The sequence below is a fragment of the Streptomyces sp. NPDC002328 genome (assembly GCF_042890065.1).
Lineage (GTDB): Bacteria > Actinomycetota > Actinomycetes > Streptomycetales > Streptomycetaceae > Streptomyces.
This window is the reverse complement of record NZ_JBIARQ010000018.1, coordinates 123171-134563: the sequence shown is the minus strand read 5'-3', so window position 1 is coordinate 134563 and position 11393 is coordinate 123171. Positions and strand designations below refer to the sequence as shown.

The window sequence follows — 11393 nt, the reverse complement described above, 5'->3', positions numbered from 1 at the left end:
CGTGGGGGGGGGGGGGGGGGCGGCGCGGGCCGCCCCCCCCCCCCCCCCCGCCCGCCCCCCCCCCCCCCCCCCCCCCCCCCCCCCCCCCCCCCCCCCCCCCCCCCCCCGCGTCAGGTCGCCGACTTGGTGCGACGACCTCATATGTCGGAGGAGTGTCCCGGTGTGAGAGAGCGTGCCGGGTCGAGCAGGGAGGCGATGTGGTTGACGGCGAGGGCCGCCTCGCCGAAGCCGATCGAGATCAGGCTGACCTTGCCGTCGTGGTCGGCGATGTCGCCGGCCGCGAAGACGCGTTCCCGGTTTGTGCGCATCGTGCGGTCCACGAGGATGCGCCGGCGGCGCAGCTCCAGTCCCCACTGCTCGATGGGGCCGAGATCGGCGAGGAAACCGAGCGCGGCGACCACGCATCGGGCGGGCAGGCTGATCCGGTCGCCCCCGGAGCCCGCGACCACGACCTCCGACACCGCCCCGTCGCCGGAGATCTTCTCGACCTCGTAGGGCGTCAGGACTCGCACGGAGGATGCGTGCACCTGCTCGACGGTGCGTTCGTGGGCCCGGAACCGCGTACGCCGGTGCACCAGCGTCACCGACGAGGCGATCGGCTCCAGCGACAGCGCCCAGTCCAGCGCGGAGTCCCCGCCGCCGACCACCACGACGTCCTGTCCGGCGAGTTCGTCCAGGCGCGGCACGAAGTACCGGAGCCCCCGGCCCAGGTAGTCGGAGCCCACCGGGAGCTCGCGGGGGACGAAGTTGCCGATCCCGCCGCAGACGAGCACCGCCCCCGCGGTGATCCGCGCGCCGGCGTCGGTGGTGGCGACGATGCCCCCGCCCGCGTCGTCGAGGCGGATGACCCCGTGCCCGAGCAGGTAGGTCGGGTTCCACCGCCCGGCCTGCTCGGCCAGCCGGTCCACCAGGTCCTGGCCGCGGACGGCGGGGAAGCCGGCCACGTCGTAGACGAGCTTCTCGGGGTACAGCGCGGCGATCTGGCCGCCCACCTCGGGCAGCGCGTCGGCGACCGCGACGCTCAGGCCGCGGAAGCCGGCATAGTACGCGCCATACAGCCCCGTCGGGCCGGCGCCGATGACGAGCAGATCGACAGACACCTCGGAGCCCTCGCCCCTGGCGGTCGGGAGGCCACTCACGCTCCCACCTCGGGGTGATCGTGGCCGACCCGGCCGACCTTGCGCGCGCCGCCGGGCGACCCGAGCGGCTCGGCTCCGACGATTCCGAGGGTGAAGAACTCGGCGTTGATGCGCTCGGCCTGCTGGGACTCGGCCGGCAGGTCCTCGTGGTGGAAGATCGAGATCTGTGGGCAGACGGGTTCGCAGCGCCCGCACTCGACGCATTCGTCGGGCTGGATGTAGAGCATCCGGTCGCCCTCGTAGATGCAGTCGGCCGGGCACTCCTCCATGCAGGACTTGTCCATGACGTCGAGACATGCCTGAGTGATGACGTACGGCACGGGCTTCTTGCCCTTCACACGGTCGCACAGTATGCGAGATGGCGTCTTCTAATGCGGAACGTGGAATGCATGATGACGGCGTCGGTCCAGGGTGTCAACCATCAGGTGATTGCTTGACATCGCCGCGTGTGCTAGTGGAAGCTGATGCGACATACGAGATGGCGTCTCACAGCACGCCGCTCGGGTCGGGACTTGTGAGAGGCAAACGCCGTAATGGGAAGCAACCCCCGGACCGTCCCAGAACCGATGATCGTCGAGGACTGGGACCTGCTCACCTTCCGGGTCAACCGCGAGGCCTACCGCAGCGCGGAGATCTTCACCCGGGAACGCGGCTGGGTGTGGACACACACCTGGCTCTACCTCGGCCACGAGACCGAGATCCCCAACCCCAACGACTTCAAGGTCCGCACCCTCGGCGGCCGGCCGCTGATCTTCTGCCGGGACACCGCCGGCGAGGTGCACGCCTTCCTGAACTCCTGCCCGCACCGCGGCACGGTGCTGTGCCGCGAGAGCGAGGGCTCGACCAGGCTCTTCCAGTGCTTCTACCACGCCTGGACATTCCGTAACAACGGTGACCTCGCCGCGATCCCCGACGCCGACGCGTACGAGTCGAGCGACGAGTTCAAGGCGTCCATGGGGCTGCGCGGCGTGCCGCGCCTGGAGATCCACGAGGGATTCGTCTTCGTCGCCTTCGATCCGGACGTTCCGCCGCTGCTCGAACACCTCGGCGATGCCGCCGACTACATGACGATGATCGAACAGCAGCACGTCGGCGGCATGACCACACTGACCGGCACACAGAAGTACAGCGTGCGGGGCAACTGGAAACTCGCCGTCGAGAACGCGATGGACGGATACCACTTCGCGCCGACGCACAACACGTTCGTGGGCTACCTCCGCGAGAGCGGCTACGCCGTCACCGACGACAACCAGTACGCCTACAACCTCGGCAACGGCCACGGGCTGCTGGTCCTCACCGGGCACGGCGGACGGATCAGCATGGAGTGGGAACCGCGCTTCGGCGAGGCCGAGCGGGTGCGCACCGAGGCCCACCGAGCCGAGATGACACAGCGGCTGGGGGAGAAGCGAGCGCATCACGTGGCCGACGAGAGCCACATTTTGTTCGTGTTCCCTAACCTGCTGCTGTTCGACATCGAGGGCCTGTCGATCCGGCAACTGGAGCCGGTGGCGCCCGACCAGACCGACGTGCGCGCCTGGCAGCTGGTGCCCCGCAACGAGGACCCGGACACCCGCGCCCTGCGCATGAAGACGGTCGTCAGCTTCGTCGGCCCGGGCGGGCTCGCCACGCCGGACGACATCGAGGCGTACGAGGCGGTCCAGCGCGGCATCCAGGCCACGGCCGACACCGCCGCGCCCGAGCTGGACTACAGCGACATGTCGCGCGGCATGGCCGACGAGGTCAAGGGTGTGCAGGGCAGGTCGATCGACGAGGGCGCGATGCGGGGCTTCTGGCGGCACTGGATCGAAGCCGTCGGGCTCGACAACGGCCTCCAGGTCCATGGCCGGCGTCCGGCGTCCTTCCTCGTGGGAAGGGACGTGCGATGAGCGCGATCACCAACACCCACTCCGTGCGATGCGGGGGACGCACCATCACCCGGCCCGAGGTGGAGGACTTCCTCTACGCGGAGGCGGACATCCTCGATCACTGGAACTACGACGGCTGGCTGGCCCTCTTCGAGCCCGGCGCCCGCTACGAGATCCCGACCACCGACTACCGCCCCGGCTGGTCCCCGCACGAGACCGGATCCTTCGTCGACGACGACTGGGACCTGATCCTCGCCCGCGTCAAGCGCATGAAGTCCCGCAAGGCGCACGCCGAGAACCCCCACTCGCGCACGCACCGGCTGGTGTCCAACGTGCGGCTGTCCGAGCACACCGAGGACTCCTTCCGGGTGGCCGCGTCCTTCGTGGTGCACCGCGCCCGCGACGGACACTTCGACGCCTACGTCGGCTGGTACGAGCACGTACTGGTGCCGGCCGAGGACGGACTGCGTTTCCGGCTGCGGCGCTCGATCCTCGGCCACGAGTCGCTGGCGGCAGGCGCCCGGCTCAGCTTCATCCTCTAGCCGGCGACGGACGGTGACCCGATGATCCGACACACCCTGTCCTTCCGTTTCGACGACGGCGTCGACCAGGCCACGCGGGAGTCCGTGCTGGCCGAGCTGCGCACCTTCCCGGACCGATACCCGGCAATGCGCGGCTTCGTCCTCGGCGAGAACATCAGCACCCGCGACCAGACCTTCACCCACACCATGGCCGTCGACTTCGACAGCCGCGACGACCTGCTCGCCTATCTCGGCAGCGAGTCCCACGAGAACTTCGTGCACACGCGCTGGCGACCGGTCATCGGCCGACAGGCCATCACCTCGTTCGAGTACGCCGAGCGTCCGTCGCTCGCTGCAGGAAGGACATCCCCAGTGAGCACCCGCCCGCACGCCCCGTACGGCATGGAGTACGCCCGGATCGAGGTTCCGGACATGCAGGCCACGATCGACTTCCTCGAGTACCACGTCGGACTGCAGCTGGAGCAGCGTACGGACGAGTACGCCTACCTGCGCGCCGACATCGAGCACCACGCGATCGAGCTGATCAACGCGCCCGAGCGGACCGACGGGTGGACGACCGCCGTCGGCTACAGCGTGGAGAGCGAGGAGGTCCTCGACCAGCTGCACAAGAGCGTCCTCGACGCCGGCCTGGAGGTCCTCCAGCTGCAGGAGCGGCAGCAGGCGCTGTGCGACAACGGCTTCGCCGTGAAGGACCCGAACGGTCTCGTCATCGAGCTGTTCACCGAGTTCCAGGAGTACGCCGAGCCGCCGCACACCGAGATCCGGCCGCTCGACCTGGTGCACCCCTTCATCGCCACCGCGAAGTACGAGGAGTCGCTGGACTTCTACCAGAACATCCTGAAGTTCGTACCCTCGGACTACGTCGTCGGCTCGACCACGTTCTTCCGCGGCGAGGACCGCTACCACCACAGCCTCGCGGTGCAGAACAACAAGGAGCACTACGTCGCGCACCTGTGTTTCGCGATGAAGAGCCTCGACCACGTCATGCGGATGCGCGCCCGCGCGCTGTACAAGGGCGCGCCGATCGCCTCCGACATCGTCAACCACTCGGCGTCGACGTCGATCGCCTTCTACCTGCACGACACGCGCTTCGGCCCGCGGTTCGAACTGTGCGACCGGCACCGGGTGTTCACGCCGGAGGAGCACGAGACGCACCGGGCCCGCAGGATGCCGGCCGACCCGCGCAACATCGACGTGTGGCGTCCGGCGTCCGACGACTGGGGACGTTTTTGAGACAGCAGTTGCTTGACGTCCTGCGCCTGCTCGACGCGACCCCCGCGCCACGTGGCGCGGAACGGACGGCGGCCCACCGGCTGCGCGCCTGGTGCGCCGACCGGTGGCCGCACGTCGAGTGGCAGGTGGTGGAGCACGGCCCCGCGGGCGGCAGCCTGATCGCCACGCACGGGGCCGGGCCGCTGCTGTACTCCCATCTCGACACGTCGCTGGACGACGGCGGGGCACACAACCCGCTTGTCACCGGCAACGCCGCGTCCGTCGCTCCGCTCGCCGTGGACGGCGACGTGGTGACCGGCTTCGGTCTCGGGGTCGCCCGCGGGCCGGCGGCGGCCGCGCTGGTCGCGTTCGCCGAGGCGGGCGCCGGACGGCTGCTGCTCGCCGGCTCCGGCACGCACCGCCGCGCCGGCGGGACCACAGGGCTGGATGCCTACGCCGACTCGTACCCACTGCCGCGGTCGGCGGTCGTCGCCAAGTGCGGCCCGCCCACCCTGCTGTGGCACGAGCCGGGCGCGTTCTACCTGACGGTCACGGTGACCGGCCGCTCCGGGGCGGCGATGGCGGCGGAGTCCGCCACGCCCCCCGGGGGAGTCGTCGCCCAGGCCGGCGTCGTCCTGGAGGAGCTGGCCCGCTGGCGCACGGACTACCTGGCCGCCGACGCGCGGACGGGACAGACCGGCCGGGCGTGCGGCATCGGCGCGATCAGCGGGGGATGGCCGGACAAGCCGGACCTGCTGCCGGCCCAGCTGCGGATCGATCTCTACGTCGTCGCAGGTGACCGGGTCGAACCGACGGCGCTGGCGTCCGAGCTGGCCGACCGGCTGCGGGCACGGTGCGCGAAGTCGGCGCTGCGCGACTGCGCGGTCGAGGTGGAGGCCGAGCCGGTCGCGGCAGCAGCGGCGACGCCGGCCGACGCCCCGGTGGTGACGGCCGCGCGGGCGGCCTGGCTCGACGAGTTCGGTGCGCAGCCGCCGCCGGTCACCGGCTGGACGGGATCGACCGACGGCGTCGTACTGCGTGCTCACGGCGTCGAGACCGTGCGCCTCGGCCCGCAGGCGAAGCCAGCCGCCGATGATCCCCGTCGAGATGCCCTGTCGTTGGGGCAGCTGACCGCCTACGCGCGCGTCTACCGCCGGCTGTTGACCGAGCTGCAGGCGTAGCGCCCCGGATCCCGGCACCGACCGGACCTTTCATGTCACTCAGCGAACAGCACACCGGCGACAGCTACTCAGTGACAACTGCTGAGCGAACAACCAATCAGCGCAGGGCGCCCTCGCCCTGCAGAAAAGTGGGCGGGCGGATGGACAAGATGGTCGCTTCCGCGGCCGAGGCGGTGGCGGACGTCCCGGACGGGGCGTCCCTCGCCGTCGGCGGCTTCGGACTCAGCGGAATCCCTGGGGCCCTGATCCAGGCCCTGCACGACGCCGGCATCACGGGACTCGACGTCGTCTCCAACAACTGCGGGGCGGGAGAATCCGGCCTCGCAATGCTCCTCGCCTCGGGCCGGATAGCCCGGGTCACCGGCAGCTACATCGGCGGCAACAAGGAGTTCGCCCGCCAGTACCTGGGCGGCGAGATCGAGCTGGAGCTGATCCCGCAGGGCACCCTCGCCGAGCGGCTGCGGGCAGGGGGCTGCGGCATCCCGGCCTTCTACACCCCGGCCGGGGTCGGCACCCAGGTCGCCGACGGCGGGCTGCCCTGGCGCTACGACGGCGGGGGCGGTGTCGCCGTCGCCTCACCGGCCAAGGAGGTCCGCGACTTCGCCGGCACCGCGTACGTCCTGGAACACGGCATCACCACCGACTTCGCCCTGGTGCGGGCGGCCAAGGGCGACCGGCACGGCAACCTCGTGTTCAACAAGTCCGCCCGCAACTTCAACCCCCTCGCCGCCATGGCGGGCCGTATCACGATCGCCGAGGTGGAGGAGCTCGTCGAACCGGGCGCGATCGACCCCGACCACGTCCATCTGCCGGGCATCTTCGTCCAGCGCGTGGTGGCCCTCAGCCCCGAGCAGGCCGCCGACAAGAAGATCGAGAACCTCACGGTGACGCCCAGGGAGGTGCGGGTCTGATGGCCTGGAAACGGGACGAGATGGCCGCCCGCGCGGCCTGCGAGCTGCGCGACGGCGAGTACGTCAACCTGGGCATCGGGCTGCCGACGCTGATCCCCAACCACCTGCCCGAGAGTGTCCACGTCGTGCTGGAGTCGGAGAACGGCATCCTCGGCACCGGCCGCTTCCCGTACGAGGACGAGGTCGACCCGGACCTGATCAACGCGGGCAAAGAGACCGTCACCGTCCTGCCGGGCGCGGCCTACTTCGACTCCGCCCTGTCGTTCGGCATGATCCGCGGCGGCCACATCGACGCGGCAGTGCTCGGCGCCATGCAGGTCTCCGAACGCGGTGACCTCGCCAACTGGGCGATCCCCGGCAGGATGGTGACCGGTATCGGCGGCGCCATGGACCTCGTGCACGGTGCCCGCCGGGTGATCGTCACCATGACCCACACCGCCAAGGACGGCACCCCGAAGATCGTGCGGGAGTGCGACCTGCCGCTCACCGGAAAGGGCTGCGTGGAGCGGATCATCACCGACCTCGGCGTCCTCGACGTCACCGACGACGGCCTTCTCCTCGTCGAGACCGCCCCCGGCGTCACCGCGGAGGAGATCACTGTGAAGACGGCGGCGAATCTGCTCATCCCTTACGGAACCCGCTCGTAGCCGGCCCTCCGTGGCGCGTACGACCTGGCAGCACGCCCGTGCTGCCTGCCGGTCACCGTTCCCGGAGCGACCGTCGAGGGGCTGCGCGTCGGGCCTGGAGGCTGTGATCCATGCCCGACGCGCCGTCGCCGTCGGTGAGGGACCCCGAACTCGTCGCCGACCAGGATCAAGGCCGTACACACGGCCCAGGTCCGCCGGCGACCGATGTACGTCACCCAGCTCGCGCCCGGATCCAGGCCCGGCGTGTGGAGATCACCGACCCGTCGGCCGTGAGCCGACGGGCCGCTCGACGTACTTGACCCGGCTGCGTGGGCGCGCTCGTGAACCTCGTGGCTGTGGAAAACGACCGCCGCAGCCATAGGGTCGCTATGGCTGCGGCGGTCGGTACTTCTCCAGGGCGGCACCCCGACGGTCAGCGGCGCTGGTCGAGCGGCCCCTGTCCGAGAGGCGCGGCCTTCACCGGGAGGGCGATGCGTCACACTCCCCAGTCGTCATTGACGGTGACGGCGTCGGCGATGCGGAACCGGCCGCCGGGCACCAGGGGTGTAGTGGGCTCACCCATCACGACGACATGCTTGCCGAACCGGGGGGCCAGCGGCCGGCCGACGTCGCGCTTGAGCCACAGACGCAGCAGGTGTCGGCGGCGCTCCGGTTCCGGGTGGTCGATGTAGCTGGTGCGCGAGTGCAGTGCGGCGTAGTTGAGCAGCCACTGCACGTCCCCCGGCTGGAAAGCCATGTCGATCGGCAGGCCGGGCTCCTGCGAGATCTCGTCGAAGAGGGTGATGGCCGCGGCTTGGTCAAGCGTCAGTTGGGGGACGCCGGGGTACTCCTGGGCGCTGAAGATCATCGAGTTGCCCGCGTAGGTGCTGAAGACGCCGTTGACGTGGCTGATGATCGGCGAGGTGTACGTGAGTTCCGGGGAGTCGGGGTCCTGACGCCGCCAGTCCCAGTGGTAGGTGTCGAAGAGCCGCGCAGCGAGGTCCGGCCGGCGGCGCAGCATCTCGTTGTAGATCGTAGTGCCGCTGACCAGGCTGGAGGCTCCGCCCTCCTTGGCGCCGCGCAGGCACATGAGGGCGACCACGTCGGAGCTGTCCGAGTGGAACGGGAGCCGGTCGCGTACGCGGGAGGGCAGCGCGCCCTCGTCGGACAGCGTCATGTTCGACGTGGCGATCACGTGGTCGAGCAGGTCGCCCCGCTGGTTCTGCCCGATCGGCTGGCCGAGGTGCAGGCCCATGACGAAGAAGATGGCCGCGGCCATGGGGTCGCCGTACTCCTCGGTGCGCAGCCCGCGCACCAGGACGAAGCCCCGGCCGGCGTCCATCTGGCGGGCGCACTCGTCGTTGAGGGCGCGACAGGCGTCGAAGGGGTAGTTGGCGGCGGTGACGGTGCGCAGGTCTGGGTTGTCGGCGACGAAGCGCCGTCCCAGGTCTTCCAGTTCGGTGCGCTCGGCGTCGCTGAGTACGTAGATCCAGTCAGTGGACTTCGACAGCTCGTCGCCGCGCCAGGCGGAAGGCCCGGAGATCGGCTGAAGGTCGACAGTGGTGGTCACGATGATGCACTCCTCGAAAATGTGATGGCACAGCCCGTCGGCGAAGACACGGCGGACGACGGACGTTCGGTGTGGCGGGGGCTCGTCGCGCGGCGACGAACTGCACTCAGAAGGGAGTCTGAGGCTCGCCGACAGCCGTGCCGGGGCGCAGTCCCTCCCGGGGAGGGAAGTAGCTGAGCGGCTCGTCGTAGGTCCGGCGGCCGGCGCATGACACGAGCAGGACGCCGATCAGAGCGACTGGCCTCATGCTGGTCCCGTCCTTTCGAGAAGTACCTCAACCATAGGAGACGTCTGAGTCGAGGTCAATATGCGAGACGTCGTCTCGTGATGCATTACGGCAAGGTGAATGGGCGCCCGCGTGGAGCCCCCAGGGTGGTAGGGGGCCTGACGGCCGCAGCGCCGGCAGATGTGCTGCGGCTGCGCGGACAAGCCCGCGAAACGCTGGACCGGGACGCGGCACACGGAACGACGAGATGTTGGGGAACGGGCTTGAGCTTGCCGGCGATCTCCTGCCCGTCCGCCATCGGGGACGGATCTCGCCGACGGATACTTCGCCTGCTGGGTGGTAAAGCTTCCTGCACCTGACCTGTATGAACACCGTGACTCTCGCGACCAGCGTTCGGGTGCACCCCTCAGTCGGGTACCGCGTCCACAGCAACACCCCCACAGGAGCCCACCCGCGGAGCCCTGTACGTGCATCGACCGCACTCGGCGTCAGCGGTCGCGACGCCGTGAGCACCGAGTGCGTGGCCCAAGAGATCGGACATGTCGCGGTTCCTCTCGTGTTCATGGCCACGTGAAGGGCCGTCTCGCCCGATACGCCTACCGGGACTTCGGCAAGGACGCCCCGGTACCCCCGCTGGTCCTGCTGCAGCGCTTCCGCGGCACCCTCGACCACTGGGACCCCGCCTTCCTCGAAGTCCTCGCCCAGGACCGGCGGATCATCGACTTCGACAACGCCGGCGTCAGTGAGAGCACCGGCGACGTACCGACGACCAGGGAGGGCATGGCCGAGTCGGCGTTCGACTTCCTGACGGCTCTGGGCCTCGACGAGGTCGACCTGCTCGGCTGGTCGGTCGGCGGATTCGTGGCGCAGCTGGTGACGCTCCGCGGTTTTCAGCCCGAGCGCATCGTCTTGGTCGAGGTGATCGGGATGGGTGAGCGTCCAGCGGCTGACCTGGCGCGGTTTGGGGATCGCCGGTGTGGTCGGCGCGGACTTTCCGGGGCCGCGTTTGCGTCCGTCGCCGTGCGGTCGTAGTGGCCTCAGGTAGCGGCGGACGATCTGGACGCTGCCGGTGAAGCCCAGGACGCGCAGTTCGGTGGTGATGTCCTGAGCATTGGTCACTCCGGCGTTCCAGTACTGGTTGACCACGTCGCGCCAAGGGTCCAGTCGACTGGACCGGCGCTCGGCCTTGGCCAACAGTTCCTCGACGATGGCGACGTCGGCGAAGCGGCGCACGGTCTGGATGTCGAGGTTCAACTCGCGGCCGACCGCCGCCCTGGACAAGCCGCGGGCCAGGCATTCCCGCACGTCGGCGTAGCGTTGTCGAGTCCGGTCGGCCAGCGGGTAGTTCCGGCTCGGCGGGCCGGGGAGTTCCGGCGCGGGCGCGTGTTCCTCGAGTTGGACTTCGGCCTCGGCACGGGCTGCCTGACGCAGGCAGCCGTGGTGTGCCACGACCGTCTTCTGCGCCGCCTCACACAGGTTCTTCACAAATGGAAGCGATCTGCGACTTGCGTAGCGTTCGGTGCGCCTGCCCGGACGTCCTCAGCGTAGGCGCCGCCCCGGTCCCGGCACACGATCTCGACGCCCGGATGCGCGGCCAGCCAATCGGCCAGCGTCTGGGCTTCGCGGTCCGGCAGCACGTCGATTGGCCGGTGCGTTTCCATTGTCGATCAGGATGGTGTTGAAGGAGTGACGGCGCCGGGTCGCGAAGTCATCGACGCCGAGCACGGTCACCTTCGGGACCTCGGGCGCGGGCTGCGCGCGGATCAGCTTGATGAGCAGGTCACGGCCGCACGGCATACCAAACCGGGTGGCGAGCCGGGCTCCGGCCCGGCCCGCCAGCGCCAGCGCGATCGACACCAGCGCCTTCGTCAGCGTCGGCGTCCGCCTGGCGAACGGCGAGGTGAGGTCCGGGACCTGTTCGCTGAGCGTCGTCTGGCAGCACGCGTCGTTGACGCATTTAAAACGGCGCACCGTCACCACAACCTTCACCCCGCGCCCGGCGACCGGAGAGTCCGCCAACGAACGGCGGTAGCGGCCGTGAACCCGCGCAGACCGGGCGCCGCAGCCGGAACACGCTGCGGCCGGCGCGGAAGACCGTACGGACAACGTCGCGGACACACC

The 11393-nt window shown here is 69.9% G+C and carries 12 protein-coding genes and 1 pseudogene; 7 read left to right on the top strand and 6 right to left on the bottom strand.

The window, feature by feature from the left end; genetic code table 11:
- Window positions 1-137: 137 nt before the first annotated feature.
- Together ACFYX4_RS33180 and fdxA are read right to left on the bottom strand one after the other, a co-directional pair.
- Window positions 138-1139 (bottom strand): NAD(P)/FAD-dependent oxidoreductase, encoded by a 1002-nt coding sequence (locus tag ACFYX4_RS33180; RefSeq protein WP_389341193.1) that lies wholly within the window; start codon window positions 1137-1139, stop codon window positions 138-140.
- Window positions 1136-1477 carry a ferredoxin gene (gene fdxA / locus ACFYX4_RS33175; RefSeq protein ID WP_389341190.1) on the bottom strand — a complete coding sequence of 114 codons (342 nt, stop codon included), beginning with the start codon at window positions 1475-1477 and terminating at the stop codon, window positions 1136-1138. The genes ACFYX4_RS33180 and fdxA overlap by 4 nt, the downstream gene beginning before the upstream one ends.
- A gap of 228 nt (window positions 1478-1705) precedes the next feature.
- On the opposite strand from fdxA, the gene ACFYX4_RS33170 reads away from it, so the two are divergent.
- From ACFYX4_RS33170 to ACFYX4_RS33145, 6 genes are all read left to right on the top strand, one after another.
- Window positions 1706-3025 (top strand): SRPBCC family protein, encoded by a 1320-nt coding sequence (locus ACFYX4_RS33170; protein ID WP_389341187.1) that lies wholly within the window; start codon window positions 1706-1708, stop codon window positions 3023-3025.
- Window positions 3022-3546, top strand: coding sequence for an aromatic-ring-hydroxylating dioxygenase subunit beta (locus tag ACFYX4_RS33165; protein ID WP_389341184.1), 525 nt, complete (start codon window positions 3022-3024; stop codon window positions 3544-3546). The genes ACFYX4_RS33170 and ACFYX4_RS33165 overlap by 4 nt, the downstream gene beginning before the upstream one ends.
- A gap of 21 nt (window positions 3547-3567) precedes the next feature.
- Window positions 3568-4779 (top strand): Dabb family protein, encoded by a 1212-nt coding sequence (locus ACFYX4_RS33160; protein ID WP_389341181.1) that lies wholly within the window; start codon window positions 3568-3570, stop codon window positions 4777-4779.
- Complete coding sequence (locus ACFYX4_RS33155) at window positions 4776-5939, top strand: hypothetical protein (RefSeq protein WP_389341178.1); 1164 nt, start codon at window positions 4776-4778, stop codon at window positions 5937-5939. Before ACFYX4_RS33160 ends, ACFYX4_RS33155 begins: the two co-directional genes overlap by 4 nt.
- Window positions 5940-6079: 140 nt before the next feature.
- A complete protein-coding gene (locus ACFYX4_RS33150) occupies window positions 6080-6850 on the top strand; it encodes a CoA transferase subunit A (protein ID WP_389341175.1) in 771 nt (256 codons plus the stop codon).
- A complete protein-coding gene (locus ACFYX4_RS33145) occupies window positions 6850-7497 on the top strand; it encodes a CoA transferase subunit B (RefSeq protein WP_389341172.1) in 648 nt (215 codons plus the stop codon). Before ACFYX4_RS33150 ends, ACFYX4_RS33145 begins: the two co-directional genes overlap by 1 nt.
- Before the next feature lie 475 nt (window positions 7498-7972).
- Here ACFYX4_RS33145 and ACFYX4_RS33140 read toward each other — a convergent pair whose 3' ends face one another.
- Both ACFYX4_RS33140 and ACFYX4_RS33135 read right to left on the bottom strand, forming a co-directional pair.
- Window positions 7973-9046 carry a TauD/TfdA family dioxygenase gene (locus tag ACFYX4_RS33140; RefSeq protein WP_389341169.1) on the bottom strand — a complete coding sequence of 358 codons (1074 nt, stop codon included), beginning with the start codon at window positions 9044-9046 and terminating at the stop codon, window positions 7973-7975.
- A gap of 106 nt (window positions 9047-9152) precedes the next feature.
- Window positions 9153-9293, bottom strand: a complete 141-nt coding sequence (locus ACFYX4_RS33135; protein WP_157857388.1) for a hypothetical protein — start codon at window positions 9291-9293, stop codon at window positions 9153-9155.
- A gap of 315 nt (window positions 9294-9608) precedes the next feature.
- Here ACFYX4_RS33135 and ACFYX4_RS33130 point away from each other — a divergent pair, with 315 nt between their 5' ends.
- Window positions 9609-10304, top strand: coding sequence for an alpha/beta fold hydrolase (locus ACFYX4_RS33130; RefSeq protein ID WP_389341166.1), 696 nt, complete (start codon window positions 9609-9611; stop codon window positions 10302-10304).
- A gap of 449 nt (window positions 10305-10753) precedes the next feature.
- Here ACFYX4_RS33130 and ACFYX4_RS33125 read toward each other — a convergent pair whose 3' ends face one another.
- Complete coding sequence (locus tag ACFYX4_RS33125; protein WP_389341163.1) at window positions 10754-10933, bottom strand: transposase; 180 nt, start codon at window positions 10931-10933, stop codon at window positions 10754-10756.
- A 301-nt stretch (window positions 10934-11234) separates the two neighbouring features.
- Window positions 11235-11390: pseudogene (locus ACFYX4_RS33120) on the bottom strand (transposase family protein); the annotation flags it as partial.
- Window positions 11391-11393 lie beyond the last annotated feature (3 nt).

What these genes read in the sequence shown, in the direction of transcription:
- ACFYX4_RS33165 (WP_389341184.1), top strand. Translation starts at nt 3,022, where the DNA reads ATGAGCGCGATCACCAACACCCACTCCGTGCGATGCGGGGGACGCACC.
- ACFYX4_RS33135 (WP_157857388.1), bottom strand. Translation starts at nt 9,293, where the DNA reads ATGAGGCCAGTCGCTCTGATCGGCGTCCTGCTCGTGTCATGCGCCGGC.
- ACFYX4_RS33125 (WP_389341163.1), bottom strand. Translation starts at nt 10,933, where the DNA reads ATGGAAACGCACCGGCCAATCGACGTGCTGCCGGACCGCGAAGCCCAG.
- ACFYX4_RS33170 (WP_389341187.1), top strand. Translation starts at nt 1,706, where the DNA reads ATGATCGTCGAGGACTGGGACCTGCTCACCTTCCGGGTCAACCGCGAG.
- ACFYX4_RS33150 (WP_389341175.1), top strand. Translation starts at nt 6,080, where the DNA reads ATGGACAAGATGGTCGCTTCCGCGGCCGAGGCGGTGGCGGACGTCCCG.
- ACFYX4_RS33160 (WP_389341181.1), top strand. Translation starts at nt 3,568, where the DNA reads ATGATCCGACACACCCTGTCCTTCCGTTTCGACGACGGCGTCGACCAG.
- ACFYX4_RS33145 (WP_389341172.1), top strand. Translation starts at nt 6,850, where the DNA reads ATGGCCTGGAAACGGGACGAGATGGCCGCCCGCGCGGCCTGCGAGCTG.